The organism is Cupriavidus numazuensis (assembly GCF_905397435.1).
Taxonomy (GTDB): Bacteria; Pseudomonadota; Gammaproteobacteria; order Burkholderiales; family Burkholderiaceae; genus Cupriavidus; species Cupriavidus numazuensis.
In genome coordinates, this window is record NZ_CAJPVI010000035.1 from 1 (window position 1) to 23,701 (window position 23,701).

General features: G+C 66.2%; 22 protein-coding genes. 13 read left to right on the top strand and 9 right to left on the bottom strand.

Annotated elements, in window-relative coordinates; genetic code table 11:
- The first annotated feature begins 439 nt into the window (after positions 1-439).
- A complete protein-coding gene (locus tag KHO41_RS25045; RefSeq protein WP_211955959.1) occupies positions 440-1,411 on the top strand; it encodes a Bug family tripartite tricarboxylate transporter substrate binding protein in 972 nt (323 codons plus the stop codon).
- A gap of 89 nt (positions 1,412-1,500) precedes the next feature.
- Here the strand turns inward: KHO41_RS25045 and KHO41_RS25050 are convergent, their stop codons facing one another.
- From KHO41_RS25050 to KHO41_RS25060, 3 genes are read right to left on the bottom strand one after another with little or no spacing between them, the layout of a single operon-like run.
- Positions 1,501-2,658 carry a CaiB/BaiF CoA transferase family protein gene (locus tag KHO41_RS25050; protein WP_211955960.1) on the bottom strand — a complete coding sequence of 386 codons (1,158 nt, stop codon included), beginning with the start codon at positions 2,656-2,658 and terminating at the stop codon, positions 1,501-1,503.
- A gap of 12 nt (positions 2,659-2,670) precedes the next feature.
- Complete coding sequence (locus KHO41_RS25055; protein WP_211955961.1) at positions 2,671-3,642, bottom strand: Bug family tripartite tricarboxylate transporter substrate binding protein; 972 nt, start codon at positions 3,640-3,642, stop codon at positions 2,671-2,673.
- A gap of 52 nt (positions 3,643-3,694) precedes the next feature.
- Positions 3,695-4,468: an enoyl-CoA hydratase-related protein gene (locus KHO41_RS25060; RefSeq protein WP_211955962.1), complete on the bottom strand. Its 774-nt coding sequence runs from the start codon at positions 4,466-4,468 to the stop codon at positions 3,695-3,697.
- 98 nt (positions 4,469-4,566) lie between these two features.
- Between KHO41_RS25060 and KHO41_RS25065 the strand changes: the two genes are divergently transcribed.
- On the top strand, positions 4,567-5,487 hold the full coding sequence (locus tag KHO41_RS25065) for a LysR family transcriptional regulator (protein WP_211955963.1): 921 nt from the start codon (positions 4,567-4,569) through the stop codon (positions 5,485-5,487).
- Positions 5,488-5,499: 12 nt separating this feature from the next.
- On the opposite strand, the gene KHO41_RS25070 is transcribed toward KHO41_RS25065, so the two are convergent.
- Positions 5,500-6,441, bottom strand: coding sequence for a LysR family transcriptional regulator (locus tag KHO41_RS25070; RefSeq protein WP_211955964.1), 942 nt, complete (start codon positions 6,439-6,441; stop codon positions 5,500-5,502).
- 88 nt (positions 6,442-6,529) lie between these two features.
- On the opposite strand from KHO41_RS25070, the gene KHO41_RS25075 reads away from it, so the two are divergent.
- From KHO41_RS25075 to KHO41_RS25085, 3 genes are read left to right on the top strand one after another with little or no spacing between them, the layout of a single operon-like run.
- Positions 6,530-7,747: a CaiB/BaiF CoA transferase family protein gene (locus KHO41_RS25075; protein ID WP_211955965.1), complete on the top strand. Its 1,218-nt coding sequence runs from the start codon at positions 6,530-6,532 to the stop codon at positions 7,745-7,747.
- Complete coding sequence (locus KHO41_RS25080) at positions 7,744-8,754, top strand: NADPH:quinone oxidoreductase family protein (protein ID WP_211955966.1); 1,011 nt, start codon at positions 7,744-7,746, stop codon at positions 8,752-8,754. Before KHO41_RS25075 ends, KHO41_RS25080 begins: the two co-directional genes overlap by 4 nt.
- Positions 8,751-9,767: a Bug family tripartite tricarboxylate transporter substrate binding protein gene (locus KHO41_RS25085; protein WP_376989701.1), complete on the top strand. Its 1,017-nt coding sequence runs from the start codon at positions 8,751-8,753 to the stop codon at positions 9,765-9,767. Before KHO41_RS25080 ends, KHO41_RS25085 begins: the two co-directional genes overlap by 4 nt.
- 45 nt (positions 9,768-9,812) lie before the next feature.
- On the opposite strand, the gene KHO41_RS25090 is transcribed toward KHO41_RS25085, so the two are convergent.
- A complete protein-coding gene (locus KHO41_RS25090) occupies positions 9,813-10,880 on the bottom strand; it encodes an AraC family transcriptional regulator (RefSeq protein WP_211955967.1) in 1,068 nt (355 codons plus the stop codon).
- Positions 10,881-10,985: 105 nt separating this feature from the next.
- Here KHO41_RS25090 and KHO41_RS25095 point away from each other — a divergent pair, with 105 nt between their 5' ends.
- From KHO41_RS25095 to KHO41_RS25130, 8 genes are all read left to right on the top strand, one after another.
- Entirely contained in the window at positions 10,986-12,545 is a 1,560-nt protein-coding gene (locus KHO41_RS25095; RefSeq protein ID WP_211955968.1) for a long-chain-fatty-acid--CoA ligase, read from the top strand.
- Positions 12,546-12,605: 60 nt separating this feature from the next.
- Positions 12,606-13,790, top strand: coding sequence for a lipid-transfer protein (locus KHO41_RS25100; protein WP_211955969.1), 1,185 nt, complete (start codon positions 12,606-12,608; stop codon positions 13,788-13,790).
- A gap of 2 nt (positions 13,791-13,792) precedes the next feature.
- Entirely contained in the window at positions 13,793-14,233 is a 441-nt protein-coding gene (locus tag KHO41_RS25105) for a MaoC family dehydratase N-terminal domain-containing protein (protein ID WP_211955970.1), read from the top strand.
- Positions 14,234-14,252: 19 nt separating this feature from the next.
- Complete coding sequence (locus KHO41_RS25110; RefSeq protein WP_211956041.1) at positions 14,253-14,672, top strand: MaoC family dehydratase; 420 nt, start codon at positions 14,253-14,255, stop codon at positions 14,670-14,672.
- Between the two features lie 31 nt (positions 14,673-14,703).
- Positions 14,704-15,534: an SDR family NAD(P)-dependent oxidoreductase gene (locus KHO41_RS25115; protein ID WP_211955971.1), complete on the top strand. Its 831-nt coding sequence runs from the start codon at positions 14,704-14,706 to the stop codon at positions 15,532-15,534.
- 12 nt (positions 15,535-15,546) lie between these two features.
- Positions 15,547-16,698: an acyl-CoA dehydrogenase family protein gene (locus KHO41_RS25120; RefSeq protein ID WP_211955972.1), complete on the top strand. Its 1,152-nt coding sequence runs from the start codon at positions 15,547-15,549 to the stop codon at positions 16,696-16,698.
- 69 nt (positions 16,699-16,767) lie between these two features.
- On the top strand, positions 16,768-17,556 hold the full coding sequence (locus tag KHO41_RS25125) for an enoyl-CoA hydratase/isomerase family protein (RefSeq protein WP_211955973.1): 789 nt from the start codon (positions 16,768-16,770) through the stop codon (positions 17,554-17,556).
- Positions 17,557-17,787: 231 nt separating this feature from the next.
- Complete coding sequence (locus tag KHO41_RS25130; RefSeq protein WP_211955974.1) at positions 17,788-18,660, top strand: GntR family transcriptional regulator; 873 nt, start codon at positions 17,788-17,790, stop codon at positions 18,658-18,660.
- A 43-nt stretch (positions 18,661-18,703) separates the two neighbouring features.
- Here KHO41_RS25130 and KHO41_RS25135 read toward each other — a convergent pair whose 3' ends face one another.
- The 4 genes from KHO41_RS25135 to KHO41_RS25150 are packed head-to-tail and all read right to left on the bottom strand — an operon-like array spanning position 18,704 to position 23,549.
- Positions 18,704-20,257, bottom strand: coding sequence for a TolC family protein (locus KHO41_RS25135; RefSeq protein ID WP_211955975.1), 1,554 nt, complete (start codon positions 20,255-20,257; stop codon positions 18,704-18,706).
- A complete protein-coding gene (locus KHO41_RS25140) occupies positions 20,244-22,250 on the bottom strand; it encodes an FUSC family protein (protein ID WP_211955976.1) in 2,007 nt (668 codons plus the stop codon). The genes KHO41_RS25135 and KHO41_RS25140 overlap by 14 nt, the downstream gene beginning before the upstream one ends.
- Complete coding sequence (gene mdtN / locus KHO41_RS25145; RefSeq protein WP_211955977.1) at positions 22,231-23,280, bottom strand: multidrug transporter subunit MdtN; 1,050 nt, start codon at positions 23,278-23,280, stop codon at positions 22,231-22,233. The genes KHO41_RS25140 and mdtN overlap by 20 nt, the downstream gene beginning before the upstream one ends.
- Positions 23,277-23,549, bottom strand: coding sequence for a YtcA family lipoprotein (locus KHO41_RS25150; RefSeq protein WP_211955978.1), 273 nt, complete (start codon positions 23,547-23,549; stop codon positions 23,277-23,279). Before KHO41_RS25150 ends, mdtN begins: the two co-directional genes overlap by 4 nt.
- Between the last annotated feature and the right edge of the window lie 152 nt (positions 23,550-23,701).

A 23,701-nucleotide genomic window follows, 5' to 3' on the forward strand; every position in this document is an offset into this window, starting at 1 on the left:
GCGCTCATCTTGGCGTGATCGAGGTCTTGTTCGACGGGCAGGTTCTGGATGGTGAGGGACATGATGAAACTCCTTGAGGGTGCTGGGCTGACTTTGGTTTAGAGGGCATCGTGTGTTGCGCTCGCAGTCATATACGCATGGGGTGTGCCAGGCCTCGTTCCAACCGCTTGAAAAGCGTTCAATGCCTTGAAACTAAAGAGAAAATTACGGTGACGGGAGGTCAATCTCGGCCAATGCGGGCTGGATGGATGTCGGTGCCGGCCAGACACATCCGCTGCGATCTGTTTGCTGAACGACGACACGAGTGATCCGACGCGTCCGTGGATACCCACATTGACGTGGAATTTCACCTGCGTAAAATCGAATTCATAAATATGAATAAAGAGTGGTGCGAGCCCGACCGATCGCATCCGATCAACGCAGTAGTGGAGACACACCTATGAAGCCGAATTTCCGTCGCCGCCTGGTGCTATGTGCGGCCGTGCTGGGCGCCATGCCAGCGCTGGCCTGGAGCGACACCTATCCCAGCAAGCCGATCCGCATGGTGGTGCCGTTCTCCCCGGGCGGCGCCACCGATGTTGTGGCGCGCCTGATCTCGCAGAAGCTTGGCGAGGCGCTGAAGCAATCGGTGGTGGTGGAAAACCGGCCCGGCGCCAACGGCATCATCGGCACCGATGTCGTCGCGCGCGCCGCGCCTGACGGCTATACCTTGTTGCTCAATACCGCTGGTGCGCAGACCCTGAGCCCGCTGATCTACAAGGCCAGCTACGACCCGCTAAAGAGCTTCGAGCCGATTTCGCTGATCAGCAATATCGGCTTCGTGATGGTGGTGCACCCGTCGGTGCCGGCCAAGACCGTGCAGGAATTCGTCGCGCTGGCCAAGTCCAAGACCCGGCCGCTGAGCCTGTCGGCGGGCAGCAGCATGATCGAGCTGATTGGCGCCAGCTTTAAAGCGACCGCCGGCACGCCTGACGTCGTCAGCGTGTCCTACAAGGGCACCGGCCCGCAGATGCAGGCCGTGGTGGCAGGCGAGGTCGACATGACGATCGACCCGTTCAACTCGATGGCGATGATCAAGGCCGGCAAGCTGCGCCCGCTGGCGGTGCTGTCGGACAAGCGCTCGCCGGCGCTACCGGATGTGCCGACCATGCACGAAGCCGGCTACGAAGGCATGTCGTTCGGTTCATGGGCGGGCCTGCTGGCTCCGGCAGGGACGCCGAAGGAGATCATCACGCGCCTGAACAAGGAGGTGACCCGTATCGTGGCGCTGCCGGAGATCCGCGAGAAGCTGGCCGCGATCGACTACGACGCCGTGGGCAGCACGCCGGAGCAGTTTGCGACCACCATTGCGCAGGACACCGCGCGGTGGAAGAAGATCGTGAAGGAGACGAACTACAAGGCGGGGTCGTGATGATGTGACGGTGCGCCTGGCGTCCCGTTGAACCGCGGGATGCCAGACGCGGCATGCGGGTGCTTGCGAGGATCTCGCCCGCTTTCTTGCTACCCGATGCCGAGTTCTTTCAGGATGTCGCCGGTATGCTCGCCAAGCCTTGGCGCGACCCCGCCCGCCTGCGGCTGCGAGTCCGACCACCGCGCAGTCGGGCGCAGGCCGCGGTACCAGTTGCCCTCTGCGTCCTGATAGCGGTGAACCACGCCGCGTTCCGGGCGTTCCATTTCGCCGACCAGCTCATCGATCCCCATGGCCCGCGCAGCCGGAATATCGGCAGCATTCAGCGCTTCGATCCACTCCTCGGTGGTGCGCGTGGCCATGTGCTGGTCCACGAACGCATAGACCTCGTCGATGTGTTGTGTGCGGCTTGTCATCGAGCGGAAGCGCGGGTCGCTTTCCCACAGGTCACCGGCGCCGACGAGTTGCAGGAACGACTCCCAATGGCGGTCGGTGTAGACGATACTGCTGAGCCAGCCGTCCCGCGTCCGGTACGGGCGGCGATAGGGCGATAGCAGGCGCGGATTGCCTGGCGGGCCGATCGGTGGTTCGAAGGTCGAGGCGCCGAGGTGGTCGCTCAGCACGAACGAGGCCATGGTCTCGAGCATGGGGATCTCGATGTACTGGCCGGCACCACCATGCATGCGCTGCTGCATCAGCGCGGCCAGCACGGTCTGCGCGGCAAACAGTCCCATGGTCTTGTCCGCGAGATTGAGCGGCAGGTACTGCGGCGCGCAGCCGTTTGCGCGCGACACCAGGTCCGGCAGCGCGATCATCCCCTGGATCAGGTCGTCATAGGCGGGCCTGCCCGCATCGGGACCGGCTTCGCCGAAGCCGGACAGGAACACATAGATCAGCTTGTCGTTGCAGGCGCGCAGCGTATTCCAGTCGAGCCCCAGCTTCTCAAGGGCCTTGCGGCGCATGTTGGTGATGAACACGTCGGACGAGGCAATTGCCTTGCGGATGACGTCCGGCGCATCGGGCGACTTCAGGTCCAGGCACAGGCTGCGCTTGCCGCGGTTCAGGTTCAGGAAGACCGGCCCCATGCCGGGCTCGCGATGCGGGCCCATGCCGCGCATGATGTCGCCTTCGGGCGGCTCCAGCTTGATCACGTCGGCACCGTACTCGGCCAGCATCTGCGTGGCGTACGGACCCATGATGACGCTCGTGAGATCGAGTACGCGGATGCCGCTCAGCGGAAGTTTGCTCATGGCTGGCCTCGCTTACTGCGCCTCGATGTGGGCATCCTTCACGATGCTGCCCCACTTGCGGATCTCCGCGCTGACGAAGCTGCGGAACTCGGGCACGCCCATCTGTCCGGGCGTAGTCCCTTGCTGCAGGAGCGTGTTCCTGAAGGCCGGCTCGTTCATCGAACTCACCGCCAGTTCGTTGAGACGGTTCACGATCGCAGGCGGCGTGCCGGCCGGCGCGTAGAAGCCGATCCAGATTTCGGTCTCGTAGCCGGGCACGCCTTGCTCGGCGACGGTCGGCACATTCGGCAGCATCGCGTTGCGCGTGCGTGTCGTGACGGCGATCGGCGTCAGCTTGCCGGCCTGGATGTACTTGGTCGCAGTCAGCGCGTCGACGAACGACGCCTGGATCTGTCCGCCCAGCAGGTCATTGACCGCAGCCGCAGTCCCTTTGTACGGCACATGCAGCAGCGGGGCGCCGGTACGGCCGGCAAGCAGCGCGCCGGACAGGTGAGTGGTGCCGCCGGTGCCCGAAGACCCGTAGCTGAGGCCGCCGGTGCGCTTGGCGTAGGCCACGAGTTCCGGCAGGTTGTGCGCCGGGACCGCCGGGTTGACCACCAGCACGTTAGGGGTGCTGGCAAGCAGTGCGACCGGGGCGAAATCGCGTTCGGTGTCATACGGAAGCTGCTTCGTGATGGAAGGGTTCACCACGTGGGCCGTCGTTGTCACCATCAGCGTATAGCCGTCGGGCTTCGATCTCGCCACGCGTTCCGCGCCAATGATGCCGCCCGCGCCCAGGCGGTTTTCCACGACCACGGGCTGACCGAGTGCCTTCTGCATGGTCTTGGCCAGTTGCCGAGCGAGGACGTCGGTCATGCCACCGGCAGCGAATGGCACGACAAGCGAAATCGGTTGCGTCGGATAGTCGGCGGCATGCGCAGCGCCGGCCAGTAGCATCGCACCGACGCCGAGCAGGCGCCGGCCGAACTGCGAAAGGCGTTTCATCTTTTTGTCTCCTCCAGTGTCGTCTCTTTGTTGTTCTGGCGGCGTGTGCGGCTTACCTGGCGCGCTTGCGGTTCTGCAGGAAGGTTTCCATATAGCGCTTGGGCTCATCGGTCTCATAGGCGGAGACCAGCGCATCGATGCCGATCGCAATCGCCTCCTGCAGCGGCATGCGTTCCCAGTTGCGGATCAGCTGCTTCTGGATGCGCATCGCGCGCGGCGCGCCTTCAAGCAGTTCGTGGCGCCAGTGCGCGGCGCGCGGTTCGAGTTCGCCTTGTGGCGCCACGTCGCTGATCAGGCCCCATTCGAGCGCAAGGCCGGCCGGGATCATGCGTCCGCTCAGCAGCAGGTCGCGCGTGCGCGTCATGCCGATCATCGCGGGCAGCATGGCGCCGTGGATCACTGACGGGACGCCGAGCTTGACCTCCGGCATGCCGAACTTCGCGCCGGCATCGGCGATCTTGATATCGCAGACGGCGGCGACCTCCATGCCGGCACCGAGGCAGTACCCGGAGATGACCGACATAGTTGGGAAGGGCAGGTCGCGGATCTGCTCGCACAGGCCGTGCACGCCGCGGATATAGGCGTCGATATCGGCCTTGCCCGCATCCTTGAGGAACTTGATGTCCGCGCCGCCGAGAAACGCTGACTCGCCGCCCTTGATGACGAGCAATTGGGTCTCTTCGCAGCGCGACAACTCGCGCAGCGTCTGCGTGTAGACCGCGCACGCTTCGGCGGTCAGAAGGTTCAGACGGCCGTTGTCGAACGTGATGACCACCACACCGCCGGCCTGGCGGTCGATGATGCAGCGGGGCGTTGTCGTCTCCATGGATGTTTTTCCGGTCGGTGGTGAATGTGACGCAATGGTAGGGATGGATCGATTCATGACACAATCGACTTCTGTTCATGATTCAAGTCCAGATTGGAATGAATATCACCTACCGTCAGCTCCGGCTTTTCCTGGAGGTGTTCGAAACGCGCAGCATCACGGCGGCGGCGAGCCGCCAGCACATCACGCAGTCGGCGGCCAGCAAGGTGATCGCGGAACTGGAGGCGCAGCTCGGATTCGACCTGTTCGACCGGACCACGCGACGCGTCGAGCCCAACGACGCCGCGCGCGAATTCCATGCCTTTGCCGTCGATGTGGTTGCCACCATGCAGGCCGCCACGCGCAGCGTGGAGGAACTCATCGCCATGAAGCGCGGCAAAGTGAGCATTGCCGCGTCGCCGCTGATGGTCTACGGATTGCTATCGGGCCCGATTGCGGCATACCGCAGCCGGTTCCCGGGCGTCCGGTTCGAACTGCATGAATTGTCGACTGACGAAACCGTCGAGAGCGTGCGCTCCGGCACCGTGGACTTCGGCTTTGCCGCGATGGATGCGGAATTGCCGGGCGTATCGACAGAGGTGGTTTACCGGGACAGCATGCATGTCGTGTTGAACCCCGGACATGCGCTTGCCCAACGCGGTTCGGTGGCGCTCGCCGATCTGAGCGATTGTGACCACATCAGCCTGCGGCGTTTCTACAGCGTGCGCCGCACGCTGGATCAGCTTGTCGCAGGCAAGGGCGTCAGCCTGCCCAGCGGCATCGAAGTCGGCACGCTTACCTCGGCGCTGGGGCTGGTTCGCCGTGGCGCCGGGGTCCTCATCGCTCCCGGGTACGTGGCAACCATTGCGCACGAGTGGGGCATGCAGACTGTTGCGATCAAGGACTTGCCGGAGGATGTTCACCAGGTGTCGCTGATACAGAGAAAGCTGGCGCGGCCGACATTGGCGGCACGGCAGTTTCTCCAGGAGTTGGTGCCGCGGCTGGTGGAGCAGGGTGGTGTCAAGACATCCGCGTTGTGATGGATGGCCAGTTCAGTCAGCAGGCACAGTCCGCCGCCCCCAGTTCACCGCCTGCCGTTCCAGATGCGCACGAATGAACTCCATCAACGTACGCGTCGCCAGTGTCGGATAGCGGTTCGGCGCCGTCAGCATATAGACGCTGTCGCCAACGCCTTCGGGCTCGCACTCGGCCAGCACCTCGCGTACCTGTCCTGACTGCAACTGCCGCCACACCGCGTAGCGCGGCAGCAGCGCGACGCCGAGGTCCGCCATCATCGATTCAAACAGGAACGGGTAGTCGCCGGACTGGATGCGCGGCATCACGCGCAGCGTCATCGGCGTGCCAGCCAGCCACACCTTCAGCGTGAAGCGCCGCCCGAGCGAGGCGGGCGCGATCATGTCGCAGCGCTCCAGGTCCGCGACGCTGACAACCGGCCCGTGGGCGTCCAGGAACGCAGCGGAGGCGCACAGGCACCAGCCGACATCGCAGATGCGCCGGGCAACGTGGTCCTCGGGCGGCTGCGAGGTGATCTTGAGCGCTACGTCGACTTCGGCCGAGATCAGGTCGCCGATGTTGTCGTTGATGACCACGCGCAGCGAGATCTGCGGATAGTTGCGCGCGAATTCCAGCAGCAATGGCGTCAGGTACAGATGGCCGAGCCCGGTCGGCAGGCGGATGCGCACGTCGCCGCGCACCAGCTGGCCCAGGCTGTCGATGGAGGTGTTCGCCGCCTTCAGTTCGTCGAGCATGCGCAGTGCGTGCGCATAGAGCAATTGCCCCGCCTCGGTCAGTTCGACATGCCGCGTGGTGCGCCGCATGAGCTGCGCGCCCAGATGCTGCTCGAGGATTTTCAGGCGCCGCGAGACGTTGGACCTCGTCATGCCGCTGCGCTCGGCGGCAGCGGTCAGCGTGCGGGACTCGACCATGGTCACGAATAGCCGGACGAGATTCAGGTCGAAATTATTGTCAATCATGAGTCAACACGGGTGGCACAAATCGCTGGATTGTCATGGCCGGGAGCCGGAACTAGCATAAACCAACTGCTCGCTCCTGCCCAACGTTATGACTACTGCGCTTCCCGCTCCTCCCGATTCCGATCTGCCGTTCGCCGGCCTGCGCGTGCTCGACATCAGCCAGGGCATTGCCGGTCCTTACTGCGCGCATATTCTCTGGCAGCAGGGCGCGGAGATCATCAAGGTCGAGCCGCCCGCCGGCGACTGGGGGCGCAAGGTCGGCGTCGTGCGTGGCGACTTGAGCGCACTATCGATTGCCTACAACGCGGGCAAGCGCAGCATCTGTGTCGACGCGACGACCGCGGCGGGCAGGGAGGTGCTGCTGGGACTGGCGGCGGATGCCGACATCGTGGTCCAGAACTTCCGGCCGCAGGTGGCCGACCGCCTTGGCGTCGGCTATGACGTGCTGGCGGCCCGCCGGCCGGAACTCGTGTACGTATCGATCAGCGGCTATGGCCCGGATGGCCCGTATGCCGACTTTCCGGCTTCGGACTCTGTCATGCAGGCCGATTCCGGCCTGATGTATGCGAACCGTGGCAGTGCCGATGGCGTGCCGCGCCGGATCGGCATGCTGCTGGCCGATGCCGCCACGGGGTTGTATGCGGCGCAGGCGTGCGCGGCGGCGCTGTGCCGGCGCTTTCGCACCGGCAAGGGCAGCCATGTCGAGCTGAACCTGTTCGATGCCTGTTGCGCGCTGCAGGCCAACAACATCCTTGAACACGCGATCGGAGGCGCTGCAGCGTCGGGCCCGGTGAGCGCGCCCAACGGCGTGTTCGCGAGCCGTGATGGCAGCCTCACCGTGCTCGCCCTCAACAATGCGCAGTTTGCGAAACTGAGCCACGCACTGGGCCGCGCGGACTGGCTCGGCGATGCGCGCTTTGCCGATAACGCAGACCGCATGGCGCATGCGGCCGAACTGCATGCGCAGGTCGCCGCCGTGATCGCGACGCGCACGACGGCGCAATGGCAGGACATCCTGCGCGAGCATGACGTCCTGCACGCACCCGTGCGCAACTACGACGACATCCTCGGTCATCCCCAGGCATTGCATCGGCAGACCTTCCAGACAATCGAGCAGACAGGAATCGGCGCGTTGCCGTTTGCAGGCATTCCCGTGCAGGGAATGCGCCGCGAGGCCGGACCGGCGCCGGTCAATGGCGAGCACACCTTGCAGATTCTCGAAGGCGCCGGGTTCGATCAGACGGCGATCGCGGGATGGCTGCGCGATGGCGTGGTGCGGCAGGCCGCTGCGGAGGGCGTGCAATGAAGGCACTCGTCTGCCACCAGTTCGGGCCCGTGGAGGATGTCCGTCTTGAGTCGATCGCTGCCCCCGTTTCCGCCGATCCGCATGCCGTGACGATCGAAGTCGAATACGCCAGCGTCAGCCATGCGACCGGCCTGATGATCGCGGGCCAGTACCAGCGGCGGCCGCCGCTGCCGTTCGTGCCGGGCACCGAAGCGGTCGGTCGCGTGGTGTCCTGCGGGGACGCAGTCACGCGGGTCAGGCCTGGCGACCGCGTCGTTGCCATTGCCGATTGGGGATGCTTTGCCGAGTGCGTCACTGTCCCGTCCCACACCGTCTACGCGGTCCCCGATGCCTTGCCGTCGAAGGTTGCGTTGCCGGTGCCGATCTCTTATGGCACGGCCTACTGCGGCCTGGTGTGGCGCTGTGCGCTTCGCGCCGAAGACACGGTCCTCGTGCTTGGCGCCGGTGCGGGGGTGGGTCTCGCCGCGGTCGAGATCGCGCACCAGCTCGGCGCGACCGTCATCGCCTGCGCGAGTACCGAGACCAAGCGCGCCGAAGCGCTGCGCCGTGGCGCGGCGCATGCCGTATCGCCCGACGGACTCGCGGCAAAGGTCAAGGAACTGACCGGCGGACGTGGTGCCGATGTCGTGCTGGACCCGGTCGGCGGCGATCTGTTCGCCCAGTCGCTGCGCGCAGCGGCGGCCAATGCCCGGATCCTCAGCATCGGTTTCGCCAGCGGCACGATCCCGCAGGCGCCGGTGAACCTGCTGCTCGTGAAGAACCTGACGCTGCACGGCTTCTTCTTCGGCCGCTACATCGGCTGGACGCCTGCCGACGAGCGCGCCGAACACGCCGATGCATTGCAGGCCGTGATGGCGACCCTGTTCGACTGGGCGGCCACGGGGAAGATCCGACCAACTGTGTCGGCGGTCTATCCCCACGCCGGTTTGAGCGAAGCATTGCACGCCCTGGAATCCCGCCAGGTGGTTGGAAAAGTAGCCATAAAAATCAAGGAGACTGACGAGTGAGCCCCCGATTCCCCCGATTTCTGACCCGACTTTCGTCGCTGCCGCGGTTTGGCGACGCTGTCGCCATGGCACTGGCCACCGTTGCCGCCATGCCGGCGGCCGGCCATGCGCAGGAGTACCCGCAGCATCCCGTGCGCATGGTGCTCCCTTACCCGGCCGGCGGGCCCACGGACCTGCTCGCGCGCGTGGTGGCCGTCAAGATGGGCGAGACCCTCGGGCAGAGCGTCGTGGTCGACAACAAGCCGGGCGCGAGCGGCATGATCGGCGCAGAGAACGTGGCCCGCGCGGCGCCGGACGGCTACACCATCCTCGCCAATGCATCGCTGCACGTGATCAATCCGCATATCCAGCCGAAGATGCGCTTTGACGCGTTCAAGGACTTCGTGCCGATCACGCAGCTTGCCGATGTGCCGCTCGTGCTGGTCGTCGGCAATGATTCGCCGGTCAGGACGGTGCAGGACCTGATCGCTTACGCGAAGTCGAAGGGCGGCGCGCTCAATTTCGGCTCGGCAGGCAATGCTTCGGCGCAACACCTGGCCGGTGAGTCGTTCAAGTTCGCGGCGCATGTGCCCATGCAGCACGTGCCGTACAAAGGCAGCGCACCGGCTCTGACCGACCTGATGGGCGGGCAGATCCAGCTCATGTTCGATTCGATGCCGTCCGCCATGCCATTCATCAAGTCCGGCAAGCTGCGCGCGGTAGCCGTGACGACCGCGCGCCGCGCCACGGCATTGCCCGATGTCCCGACCGTCGCGGAATCGGGCCTGCCTGGCTTCAACATCAGCACGTGGTATGGCCTGTGGGCACCGCGCGGAACGCCGGCACCCATCGTCGAAAAGCTGGCCACGCATGTCGCCGCGGCGCTGAAGCGGCCGGACGTGCGGCAGCAGTACGCCGACATGGGCGCGGAACCGGTCGGATCGCCGCCGCGGGAATTTGCCCAGTACACGGCTGCCGAGGGCAGGAAGTGGGCGGAGATCGTGCGGCGCTCTGGAGCGAAGGCAGACCAGTAATGCACAGGCCGGATACCCGTATGGCAGGTGTCCGGCATCGACGCACTATGGTTCGGTCCGGTCCTCCGGACCGAGCCTGCTCTTTCGGTAAGCACCCGGCGCGCTACCCGTCCATCCCTTGAAAGCCCGCTGGAATGCCGCGCTGTCGGTAAAACCCAGTTCCTGCGCCAGTTCGGCCAGCGGCACGGCGCAGGTATTGAGGCGGATGATCGCCGTATCTCGCCGCAACTCGTCCTTCACGGTCTGGAAGGATGTCCCCTCCATGGCAAGCCTGCGCTGCAAGGTTGCCGTCGACATGTGCAGCGCGCCCGCGGTAACGGCCAGGTCAGGCCAGGCCGGCTGCGTACGCTGCAGGTAGCCACGCACGCGCGCACTCACGACGCTGGCATTGCGCGGCATGATGATATTGGCCTGGGCATCGGCCAGGAACACGCGCAGTGCGGCATCGTCGCGGCGCACGGGCGCCTGCAGCCACTTGGCATCGAACCAGAACGCGGTCTGTGCGCGGCCGAACTCCAGTCTCGCGGGAAAAATATCGCCGTAGCTGCCGGCATACGGGGGCGGGCCGAAAGCAAAGTCGAAACGCTCTGGCGGCAGGCGGCCGCCCGCCAGCCACGCCAGCAGGCGCCAGACGACGCGCGCCAGCATCTCGTGCAGGAAGGCAGGCTGATCGTCAGTTATGCCTTCAAAGTGCAGACCCACGCCGGCCAGATCGCCTTCGCTGTGCAATGCCAGCACGACATCATCCTGCAGCAGCGAAAACGTCCGCGACACACGCCGGATCGCGGAGCCCAGGTTGCGCGCCCCCAGCGCGGAATGCGCCATCAGCGCGAAGCTGCCCGGCTTCAGCGGCCGGGAGAGAAAGCCGAGGCATTCGTCCCTGCGCAGTTCGATCAGCAAGCGGAACAACGCCACGTACTGGGCCCCGGTAACCCGGGTGCCGGCGTGCTCGAGCAGGTCCGCGGGAATCCCGGCTTCCGACAGAAACCCGTCGATCGGTTCGCCACGTGCCCGCACGCCGGCGAGCATGCCATGCACGAAGGCCACCGGTACGGTGGTGGGGGTCTTTAGCGTCACAGGCGAGGTGGCTGGTGGGTTGAGGTGATCTGCCATGCGAACGATGCGATGTGCAATTGCTGGCATGGCGCAGCGTTTCTAACATGGGCGCCATACACAACGCAATCGACCCGCATCGACGCGGGCGGGACGGAGACCAGCATGTACCTGACCCAGGCGCTGCATCGTGCGGTGCAACAGAAACCGGATCATGTCGCCGCGCGCTTTGGCGGCCGGCACCAGACCTTTCGGCAGCTTGCCGACCGCGTGGCGCGGCTGGCCGGCGCACTGCAAGGCCTTGGCATGCGCGACGGCGACCGCGTCGCCATGCTGGCACTGAATTCCGATCGGTATCTCGAGTACCAGATGGCCGTGCCATGGGGCGGCGGCGTACTGAATCCGTGCAACACCCGCTGGTCCGCCGCGGAGATCCTGTATGCACTGAACGATTCGGCCTCGACCATCCTGCTCGTCGATGAGGCGTTTCGCCCGCTCGCGGAGATGATCCGCAGCGATGCCACCACGCTGCGCGAGGTGGTCTACTGTGGCGACGGCGAAGTGCCGGCAGCCATGCACAGCTACGAAGCGCTGGTGGCGAAGTCCACGCCGGTGCCCGACGCGTTGCGCCGTGATGAAGACCTGGCCGGCATTTTCTACACCGGCGGCACCACGGGATTTCCGAAGGGCGTCATGCTGAGCCACGGCAATCTGCTCAGCTCCGGCCTGAGCTTGCGGGCGGAAGGCCTGGCAACACCGGGCGGCACTTACCTGCACGCCGCACCGATGTTTCACCTGGCGGACATGGGCCTTGCCATGCCGCAATGGATCGAAGGCAACACGCACAGCATTGTTTCCGCGTTCTCGCCGGAAGTCGTGCTCGACACGCTGGAGCGCGATCGCGTGACGCACCTGCTGCTGGTGCCCACCATGATCCAGATGCTGGTCGACCATCCGGCCATGCAGACACCGCGCGACCTGAGCGCGCTCCGGACGATCGTCTACGGTGCGTCGCCGATCTCGGAGGCGGTGCTCGAACGTGCGATGGCGGCGCTGCCCGGCGTGGGCTTCGTGCAGGCTTACGGCATGACCGAGCTGTCTCCGCTGGCCACGGTACTTGCCGAGTCCCATCATCTGCCCGAGGCCCGCCAGCGCGGCAAGCTGCGCTCCGCCGGCCGCGCCAGCTTCTGCACCGAGGTGCGGATCGTCGACCTGGAAGACAGGGAAGTGCCGCGGGGCACGGTCGGCGAAATTGTTGTGCGCGGCCCGAACGTGATGCAGGGCTACTGGAACAAGCCCGAGCAGACCGCCGAGGCGCTGCGCGATGGCTGGATGCATACCGGCGACGGCGGCTACATGGATGACGATGGCTTTATCTTCGTCGTCGACCGCCTCAAGGACATGATCATCAGCGGCGGCGAGAACGTCTACTCCGCCGAGGTCGAGAACGCGCTGGCCCAGCACGCCGCGGTGTCGTCCTGCGCCGTGATCGGCATTCCGAGCGCCGAATGGGGCGAGGCCGTGCATGCCGTGGTGGTGTGCAAGCCCGGCGCATCCGTTTCCGCCGAAGCGCTGATTGCCCACTGCAAGACGCTGATCGCCGGCTACAAATGCCCGCGCAGCGTGCAGTTCCGCGATGCGCTGCCCCTGTCCGGCGCCGGCAAGATCCTCAAGACCGAATTGCGCAAGCCCTACTGGGAAGACCAGGCGCGCAAGGTCAGTTGAACCAGCACCCCGCATCCAGCACCCAGCATTCACCTCCAGCACCACTCGCAAGGAAACACCATGACCTCATCCGTGATCGTTGCCGGCGTCGGCATGATCCCTTTCTCCAAGCCGGGCGCCAGCGAGCCGTATCCCGTGATGGCCGCCCGCGCCATCCGCGCCGCGCTGGACAATGCCGGCGTCGCGTATGACAAGGTGCAGCAGGCCTACGCGGGCTATGTCTACGGCGATTCCACGGCCGGCCAGCGCGGGCTCTATGAAGTCGGCATGACCGGCATTCCGGTGGTCAACGTCAACAACAACTGCTCGACGGGGTCGAGCGCGCTGTACCTCGCACGCCAGGCCGTGGCCAGCGGTGCGGTCGAATGTGCGCTGGCCTTCGGCTTCGAGCAGATGACGCCGGGCGCGCTCGGCTCGGTGTTCGAAGACCGTCCTAGTCCGTTCGAGCGCTTCGACGCGGTCACGGCAGAGCTGATCGATGTTCCGGGTATTCCATTCGCGCTGCGCTACTTCGGCGGCGCGGGCCTTGCGCATATGCAGGAGTTCGGGACCGGCATCGAGACCTTTGCGAGGATCCGTGCCAAGGCCAGCCGCCATGCCGCCAACAATCCGCTGGCGCTGTTCCGCAAGGTGGTGACCGAAGAGGAAGTCCTGGCCTCGCCCGCGATCTGGCCCGGTGTCATGACGCGGCTCATGGCCTGTCCGCCCACCTGTGGCGCGGCGGCGGCATTGCTGGTTTCGGAAGCGTTTGCCAGGCGACACGGGCTCGACACTACCGTGCGGATCCGCGCGCAGGCCATGACTACGGATACGCCAGCGGCCTTCGATGCACGCGACATGCGCGAGGTGGTCGGCTTCAGCATGACGCGCAACGCTGCGGCCCAGGTGTATGAGGCCGCCGGCATCGGCCCGCAAGACATCGGCGTGGTGGAGCTGCACGACTGCTTTGCCCACAACGAACTGATCACCTACGAGGCGCTGGGCCTTTGCCCGGTTGGCGGCGCCGAGAAATTCGTGGCCGACGGCGACAACACCTACGGTGGCAAGGTCGTCACGAATCCGTCGGGCGGCCTGCTTTCGAAGGGGCATCCGCTGGGTGCCACCGGTCTCGCGCAATGCACGGAACTGGTCGAACAGCTCCGCGGACAGGCTGGGGCGCGCCAGGTGGAAGGGGCCCGACTCGCACTGCAGCACAACCTTGGCCTTGGCGGTGCTTGCGTCGTCACGCTTTACGAAAGGACTTGACCATGATCGACAAAAAGTGGATTGGCCACGAAGTCGGCAGCTCGGTGCTGCCGCTCGAACGCGGCCGCCTGATGTTCTTCGCCAAGGCCATTGGCGAGACCAACCCGATCTACACGGACCCGGCCGCCGCGCGCGATGCCGGCTATGCCGACCTGCCGGCGCCGCCTACGTTCCTGTTCGCAGCGGAGCTCGATTCGGGCGCCATGTTCGGGTTGCTGGACCTGCTCGGTGTTCCACACGCGAAGGTGTTGCACGGGGAAGAGAGCTTCGAGTACCTGAGCCCGGTGGTTGCCGGCGACACCGTGACGGTCAGTTCGCGCATCAAGAACCTTTACGACAAGAAGGGCGGCGCGCTGGAGTTCATCGAGGTGGAGTCGAGCGTCGTCAACCAGCGCGGCGAGCCGGTAGCGCGGATGCGTTCGCTGACCGTGGTACGCAACTGAAGGAGCCAACGTGACCAACGTGACAACGCCAAACTTTGATGCGGTACAGGTCGGCGACGCCTTGCCGCCGCTGAACCTGCCGCCGGTAGACCGCCGCATGCTCGCGCTGTTTGCCGGGGCTTCCGGGGACCACCACCCGATCCATATCGACCTGGATTACGCGCGCCAGGCGGGCATGCCGGACGTGTTCGCCCACGGCATGCTCGGCATGGCGTGGCTGGGCCGCCTGCTGACCGGCTGGACGCCGCAGGCGCAGTTGCGCCGTTTCGATGCGCGTTTCCAGGGCATTACCCATCTCGGGAACGCCATGGCATGTACCGGCCGCGTGGCCGAGAAGCTGGAAGTCCACGGCGAGCGCTGCGTGCGCATCACGGTGCAGAGCACCAACCAGTTCGGACAAACCAAGATCGCGGGCGAAGCGCTGGTCGCGCTGCCCTGAAGACAAGACACAGAGAGCAAGGAGACACCCCATGACCCGCAAACTCGAAGGCAAGGTAGCCCTCGTCACCGGCTCCGGCCGTGGTATCGGACGCGCGATCGCGCTCAAGCTGGCCAGCGAAGGCGCGCGCCTCGTGGTCAACGACCTGGATGAGGAACCGGCCCAGGAGGTGGTGCAGGCCATCCGCGCCGCCGGCGGGCAAGCCGTGGCCTGTATCGGCAGCGTTACCGCGCCGGACTTCGCCGAGCGCTTTGTCGGCACAGCAGTGAGCGAATACAAGGGCCTGGACATCATCGTCAACAACGCGGGCTACACCTGGGACAACGTCGTCCAGAAGATGACGGATGAGCAGTGGTACGCCATGCTCGACTGCCACCTGACCGCGCCATTCCGCATCCTGCGCGCGGCGCAGCCGGTGATTCGCGGCCTGTCCAAGGCAGAGGCGGAAGCCGGCCAGCGCGTGGTACGCAAGGTGGTGAACATCTCGTCGGTGGCCGGCTTGTTCGGCAATGCGGGGCAGGCCAACTACTCGGCCGCGAAGGCCGGCATCGTCGGCATGACGCAGACGCTTGCCAAGGAGTGGGGGCGCATGAACGTGGCCGTCAACTGCGTCGCATTCGGCCTGATCAAGACCCGCCTGACCGGCAGCGCTGCCGGCGATTCCACGGCGAACATCGAAGGGCGCGAGATCAAGGTTGGGGTGAACCCCGACCTGCTCGCCGCGATGGAACGCGGCATTCCGCTTGGCCGCGGCGGCACGCCCGAGGAGGCCGCCGGCGCGGTGTACCTGTTCTGCACGCCGGAGTCGGACTACGTGAGCGGCCAGACGCTGCTGTGCAGCGGCGGTCTGACCGGCATCTGAGGAGAGACCGCGATGCTCCCGCAACTGTATCGCCATCGCTGGATGGATGAAGAGATCGACGCCTTTCGCGAGCAAGTGCGCCGCTACGTGGCCGGCGAACTGGCGCCGAAGCTGGATGGCTGGCGCCGTCAGGGCTATATCCCGCGCGAGACGTGGGCCGCCTTCGGGCAGATGGGCTTCCTGCTGCCCGAGATCGGCGAAGACTATGGGGGCGCCGGCGCGAGCCTCGCCTACCAGCTGGTGGTGCAGGACGAGCTGGCCCGCGCGGAGGTGCCGGCGAATACCGCGGTTCACAGCATCGCCGCTCACTACATCCTGGACTACGGCACGCCGGCCCAGAAGCAGCGCTGGCTGCCGAAGCTGGTGAGCGGCGAGAGGCTGGCCGGCATCGCCATGACCGAACCGGGCTGCGGCTCCGACCTGCAGGCGCTGCGCACACGCGCCCGCCGGGACGGCGACAGCTACGTGATCGACGGCGCCAAGACGTTCATCACCAATGGCGATACCGCAAACCTGCTGGTGGTGGCGGTACGTACGGGCGAAGCCGGCAGCCGCGGCGTGTCGCTGGTCGTGCTGGAGACGGAAGGGCTGCCGGGCTTCCACGTTGGCCGCCGGCTGGAGAAGCTTGGCCAGCACGCATCGGATACCGCGGAACTGTCGTTCGAAGGTGTGCGCGTACCGGCGGATCATCTGCTGGGCGAGGTGGAGGGGCGGGGCTTTGCCCAACTAATGAGCCAGCTTCCCTACGAGCGCATGATGCTTGCCGTGCCGGCCGCCGCCGTCATCGAGCGGGCGGTGGAACTGACGCTGGAGTACACGCAGCAGCGCAAGGCTTTTGGCCAGCCGCTCTACGACTTCCAGAACACGCGCTTCAAGCTCGCGGAATGCGCGACGATGGCCCATGTGGTCCGCACCTTCGTCAATGACTGCATCCAGCGTCTGCTCGATGGCCAGCTCGACGACACTGCCGCGTACATGGCCAAATGGTGGTGCACCGAACAGCAGGGCAAGGTCACCGACGAATGCCTGCAGCTGTTTGGCGGATATGGCTACATGACCGAGTATCCGATTGCGCGGTTGTATGCCGATGCCCGCGTGCAACGGATCTACGGCGGCGCCAACGAGATCATGAAGGAGCTGATTGCACGGAAGCTGGCGGCATGAAGAAGGCATGGCTCGCAGCGCGGGCCATGTTCTGCTTCGCCAGGAGCAACATCGGACACGGAGAATTACATGCAACAAACAGACGGCATAGCCTGGGATGTAACCGGCCACGTGGGCCGCATAGTGCTGAAGCGGCCGGAAAGAGCGAATTCCCTCTCGCTCGCGGCCAGCCGGGCGCTGGTGCGCGCGATCGACGAAGTGCTGGACCAGCAGCCCCGCGTCGTGCTGCTCTCGGCGGAGGGGCGCATCTTCTGCGCGGGTGGCGATATCAACGAGTTCGTCGCAGCCGGTGACAAGCTGGACGCGCTGGTCGATGACATTCTGGAGCGGCTGCATCCGGCGCTGTATCGCCTGGCAACGGCGCCGATGCCGGTCGTCGCGGCGGTGAACGGGCCCATCGGCGGCGCGGGCATCGGGCTCGCGCTCTGTGCGGATTTCGTGCTCGCCGCGGAGTCGGTCAAGTTACGGACCGGCTATGCTGCCATCGGCCTGTCGCCCGATCTTGGCGCTTCCTATTTTCTTGCGCGCCGTGTCGGCGCGGTGCGCGCCCAGCAGTGGCTCATGCTCAGCGAGATCATCGACGCGCAGCGCTGCCTGGCGCACGGTGTTGTCGATGCGCTGTATGCCGATGCCGAGCTACCGCAGGCTGCGGAAGCATTGGTGGCGCGACTCGTTCAGGCCGCGTCGTTGTCCGTGGCCGGCATCAAGTCGCTGTGCGCCGGCCTGCCAGAGCGTGGCCTGCACGCGCACCTGGAGCTCGAGCATCAGTTGCTGTGCGAGCGTGCGCGAAGCGCCGATGCAAGGGAAGGCGTGCAAGCCTTCGTCGAACGGCGGGAGCCGCGCTTTACCGGGCGCTGACATGGGCCGGACGCGGGATCAGCTGCGGGCTCCCGCGTCAGTTTCCCGCCCAAACAGAATTGTGATTTAACGGGCGCGTTTTGGGCGACTAAAAGGAGGTATGTCCATCGTCAGCGTTCTCGGTTGCCCTGGGGTGAGTGCGGCACCACACGCATCTCCCAATCCCCGCTTGGGCGCGGGCACGCCATCGACTACGTTGAAAGTCCGGCATCGCTGCTTCAAGGGCTGACGATGGAGAGACTTAATGGGCGCACGGCCCTGCTGTTCCTGGCGGGGCTGCTGGCCTTTTTTGCCGCAAGCGGCGCGTACGCGTCGGATATCGCCTGTACGGCGCCTTTGGGCGGTGCATCGGCGCGTTGCGCGGAGCCTTACGGCAGCGGCGTGGGATGCGAGCCGCGTGCCGGCGCGCAAGCGGGCGCCCGCAAGGAACACCTGATCTGCGAATACACCATGCTGTCGGAGCGTTACGAGCGCATCTATGCCGAACAGCAGCGGATGCTGCGCAAGGGCACCATGCTGAACGCCGACCTTGCCGCATGGCGCGCGAAGCGGGACGCCTGTGATACCGTGCGTTGCATGGACAGCGTCTTCCATATGTTCTGGCGGCAGCGCGATGCCATGCTGAAGGCCCCAGGCAAGCAGACGCTTGCCCGGCTGGGCGCCTCGGACAGCGCGGCCGCCACGACACGCGACGCGGCGTCGCGGCCGGCGGCACCGGTGCCGAAGTTCGGTGCGCATGATGTACCCGCCGCCGCTCTGACTCCCGCGTCCGTCCCTGCTCCGAGGTCTGCGGCTGGCGCGCCGTCCGATCCGTCAGCGTTGGAAGAGATGCCCGAGCGGATCCCTCATGCCGCGCCGGCCCCGGCGGCCAGGGCCCAGCCACGCGAGAAGCCGGCGTCGGCCCCGCTGATCCTGGAAAGCCTGGCGTCAGGGCTCGCCATCCTGGGCGCGGGAGCGGGCTTTGTATGGAATCGCCGGCGCACCGTGCCGCAGGAGGGAGAGGAGGCGATCCAGCCCCGAAGAATCCCGGCCATGATGATGGTCGCGTATGGTCTGCTGCTCGTGAATGCGCTGCTGCTGCCGTTCACGCTGGGGCTGCGCTAACGCGCGTTGGCCGCAGGGCCGCCCTGTGCACCGCCCATGTCGCCTATCGCGCAGGCCAGGCGGCACCCTCTCGAAGCGAACCGATCGACCCCGTGGCCAGCGCCAGCGCCGCCGCGGCGGCCAGCGCGCCGCTGTAGGCATCGGCCGAGGCATTCTGCGCCAGCAGCAACTGATTCTGCGCGAGGTTGGCCTCCGTCACCGAACCCACGCCCTTGCGGTAGGCGGCGAACGCGGCGTCATACGTGACCCGGGCTGCATCGGCCAGCGCCGTGGCCGCGTCATAGGCGGCGAGGCTCGATTCCAGCGCGCTCTGGCTGACTACCACCTGCCGTACGGACTCTTCTTTCGCGCGCGTCAGCCTGGTCGATGCGCTGTCGGCGTCGTTGCGCGCCTGCGCGAGTACCGCGGAGCGCAGCCCGCCGTCGTAGATCGGCACGGTGACCCCAAGAAAGACGCTTGAACCATAGCGGTAGCCGTTCAGGTTGACGGTCGGCGGCTGCTGTCCGATCGGGGGTATTGCGGTAATGGCCGATCCACCCGATGCATACGATGTGAACGCCGACAGGAAGACCTTCGGCATGAAGCCGGCCTCGGCCGATTTCACGCGTGCCAGGCTGGCGCGCTCCACGGCGTACGCAGCCAGTACATCGGGCCGCCGCGCGATCGCGGTATCGACGATCTGCTCGACCGAGTTGCGCAGCGTGGGCGAGAGCGGCCGCAACGGCATCTCGGCAAGCTGTGGCCGGGACAGTGGGGAAATACCGACGGCAGTGACGAGGGCCAGATAGGCATCGGTCTCCGCACCCTTGGCCTGGACCATGGCCAGGTTGGTCTGCGCGCGGTTCTGCGTGGCCTGGGCGACTTCCACGACGGTGCCGATGCCGCGCTGAAAGCGCGCCTTGGCTGCGGCCTGCACTGCATTGGCATTCGCCATCGCCTGCTGTACGGTGCGCGCACGCGAGCGCGCCGCCTGGTAGCGATAGAACGCGACGCTGACGTCGTGGATGATCTTCTGGTGGACAGCGTTGAACGCGATGTTGGCTGCGACCGACAGCTGCTCCGTGGCATCGACAATGCCCGCGCGTTCGCCGAAATCAAACAGCAGCCATTGCAGCGACAGGACCGAGATCGCACCGTGGTTCGATGAATTCGCCCCGACCGGGCCCAGCACCGTCGACGTGGAGCTGTGGCCGTTCTGGTAGCCACCCATGGCGGCGGCAGAGATGTAGGGCAGATAGCTCGCCTTGGCAATGCCGGCGGCCAGCGCCGCGTTGCGCGCGTCGTTCCACGCAATGCGCGTGAGCGGGTTGGTGGATTCGGCCAGATCGATCAGTTCGGGCAGCGTGTAGGCATGCGCGGGGTCGAGCGTGGCCGCTGGCGAAACCGCAGCCAGCGCCGGGTTTGCCGGCAGCGTGTAGTCGGAGGGTGCTGGCGCGGGTTGGCCAGCGGCGCCGGGCAGGATCTCGCCCGATGCCGTGGTGACGGGATGCCACGGGCGGTCCGGCTGCTCTGGCGCCAGGTCGAGCGATGACGTGGCGCAGCCCGCCAGGGTCAGCGCGCACAGCATCAGCGCGGCCAGGGAATCAGGTTTGCGCATGAATCGAGGAAGGGGAGCCCGGGTCCGGCGCGTCGGCATGAGACGTTTCGAGTTGGTGGTCGACGATGGCGAGCAGTGCCTGGCGGGCCCGGACATCGTCGGGATCGTCGGGATCGTCGGGTATCGCTGCGGCATGCTGTGGCGCGGGCGGCGGCGGGCCGTCGGGCCGCAGCCGGTGCAGGCGCTGTGCAAGGGCCGGATCACCGGGAAAGCGCTCGGCGAGCAGAAACATGGGACCGGAGATGGCATCGAGCGTGGCCAGGCGCTCGCGGTGGATGTCCACCCATTCCGGTGCGGGCCCGACGGAAGCCGGTTCGTAGTGCGCCAGAATCAGGTCCTGCGTGATCGTGCCATGCAGGGCGAGTGCCGCCGCCGCATGCTGGCGCCGCGCGGTGGACTGCGGCGTAACGACCAGCGCCTGCCATTGCGTGACCAGTGCCGTCAGCGCGGATTCGATAGGGCCGGCGATGCTGACTGGCCAGATCCGCGTGAACACCAGATAGACGACCAGATTGCCGAGCAGCACACCGATCACGCGGTCACGCGCGATGGTCAGGTCGAAGCCGGGCGCGGCCCCCTGCACCACGCACAGGTAGAACGCAAACGCAATCTGGAACCCCGCATACGCAATGCGCGGCGATCCCTGCGCCACCCATGCCGAAATCCACGTGCCGGCAAACACCAGCAGCATCAGGCCGCCGATTGACGACAGCGACGGGACGACGTAGACGATGGCTGCCGTCCCGATCACCGCGCCCACCAGGCAGCCGGCCAGGCGCAGCGAGAGCTTTTCCACGGACTCGGCCGTAGTGCCGAGCGACACCAGGTAGCAGGTGATGAAGCAGGTATGAATGCCGGGCCAATTGAGCTGCTGGTACAGCACGTAGCAGAACATCGCCGCGCCGGTGGTCTTGAGCGCATAGCGGACGTGGTCGGGATTGGTGAACGCGTCGGCGTTCAGGAAGCCGCTTTTTGGAGCCTCCGCAGCAGGTGCTGGCGTGGCGGCGCTGTTGGTACCGGCTTCGGCATAGCCGTTGATGGCAGCGACCAGTTCGCGCAAGACGGCCTGTTGCAGTGGCGACAGGTTGTCGGCCGGCGGTGCCTGCAATCCAATGTCGAGGGGATAGCCGCCAGCAGCAAGCATGCGGGCCATTTCGTCGAGCGTGTCCGCAAGACTTGCCGCAGTGGCCGACGGAAGCTGCGCACCGGCATGCCGTTGCGTCACGTCGACGGCGAGCAGGATGGCCATGGTCGATGCCATCGCCTGCTGCAGCGCGCGCAGGTCCTGGACGTTGAGGGTGCCTTCGACCCTGGTAAGCCTGAGCCAGCCGGCGACAGGCTGCAGGCCACCATGGAGCGCCTCATGCAACGCGTTCCCGTCCCGGTCGTCCACCGTGCCTCGCAGGCAGTGCGCCGCCGTGCGCAGGCAATGTGCGAGGCGATCCGTCGCCAGCCGGCGCGGCGACGGACCGATCAGCAGGTTGACGATGATGTTCACGCCGATCGGGATCGCCACCATGAGCCAGGCATAGAGCAGTGCGCGCGTCGCGACTTCGCCACCCGGTACGAGCCCGAGTTCGTCGAGAGCAAAACCGATGATCATCGCAACGATGGCGCCAACCGGCCGCAGCTTGCTGGCCGAAGTCAGGAAGAGCAGGGCGGCAGACAGCACCGCCATGCACGCCACGCGGCGCATGGGGTCATCGACGCTGAAGTCGGCGAGCCACATCACCAGCGCAATGATCAGGCTGACCAGCACCAGTGCGGCCGCGCTCATGATGATGCTGGTGGTACGGTCCGCGCGGTTGATGAAGAAGATGACGTACGCCGAGATGGCCGCCTCTGGCGTGCCGTAGATGCTGGTGACCAATACCGTTAGCGTGCAGCCAGCGGTGATACGCGTCGCGCCGGCATAGCGGCCTGGCATCGGCGCCAGCAACGCACCGATATCGGCAAGGCGCAGGCGCAGCTTGTCAGCGGCAGGCTGCGCCATGCCGGATCTCGACGGTTGCGCTCGCGCCCACGCGGGCCAGTGCCTCGGGCGGGTCTTCCAGGCGGATTCGCACCGGGAAGCGCTTGGCCACGCGCACCCAGTTCACCGACGGCTGCACATACGGTAGCGAGCGCGGCAGGTTTATACGGTCCGTGTCGGTCACCCCGATGCCGATACCGTCGACCTTGCCGCGCAGGGCCTGGCTGCGGTCGATCATGGAGTAGACCGTGGCGCAGTCGCCGATGCGGATGTTGGCCAGCGATGTCTCGCGGAAGTTGCCGACCGCGAACCACTCGCCGGTATGCACGAGCAGGAACAGGGACTGGTTCGGGATCACGACCTCGCCAGAGAGTACGGTGAGGCCGCTCACGCGCCCTGCGTGCGGCGCGCGAACCTTGGTGTCGTCGAGCGCGCGCTGCGCAATGGCCAGCGCGGCCTCGCGCGCATGGACGGTGGCAATGGCATCGTCTTCATTGCCGACAGCGCCTGCGGTAGCGGCGCGCTGCGTGTTGGCCTGCCTGAGCGATACGCCCGCGTCGCGCTGGGCCACCTGCGCCTGGTCCAGTTGCTGCGCGGGCACGTAGCCGTCCGCGACCAGCGGGCGCAAGCGTTCGACGGTGCGCGCGGTCAGCGCATAGTTCTGCTCGGCACGTCTGGTCTGCTCGGAAGCGATCGATGCCGTGGCGCGCTCGGTCGAGATGGTCCGCTGCCGGGTGCCCAGCGCGGCCTGCGCAAGTTCGAGATCGGCGCGCGCCTGCGCAACCACCAACTGGTAGGGCACGGGATCGATCTCGAACAGCACGTCGCCCTTGGCGACCAGCTGGTTCTCGGCCACGTGGATCTTCGCAATGCGTCCGCCGACCGGCGATGCCACATGGACGAGATCGGCGTCGAGCGAGGCATCGTCGGAGGATGGATAGCGGCTGGTGCGCTGGTAGGCGTAGACGGAGAGGAGCACGGCCAGCAGGACGATGACCAGCGTGATCAGTTTGCCGCGCTTCGGGCTGCTGCGTACGCCGGCCATTTTCATAGGAGGTGCCCCGAACCCAGTAACCAGACGATTTCCGCGAGGATCAGGCCGATCGCGGTGTTGACCAGCAGCTGCGCGCGGACGATTTCCGCCCAGCCTGTCGCGACGAAGATCCGGTAGGACACGACCGCGCCCACGATGCCAGCCAGCGCGCTGAGCAGCCAGAGCGGGAAGTAGGCGCCGAACAATCCGAGAGACGGCGCACCGGCGCAACCATAAAGCGAAGCGGCCAGCGCAGCCAGCGCGATAAGCGCAAGCGAGCGTGCCATGGAATCTGGGTCGAAATCGGTCGCCGTAATATAGCAGCGCGGCTCGCGCGTTGTCCAAGACGCACCGGCCGCATGCCGTGTCCGGCGTTCGCACCTACGCGCATACCCGGTGCTCACGTCAATGCGCGTCCTGCTACAGTGACACTCGCGGC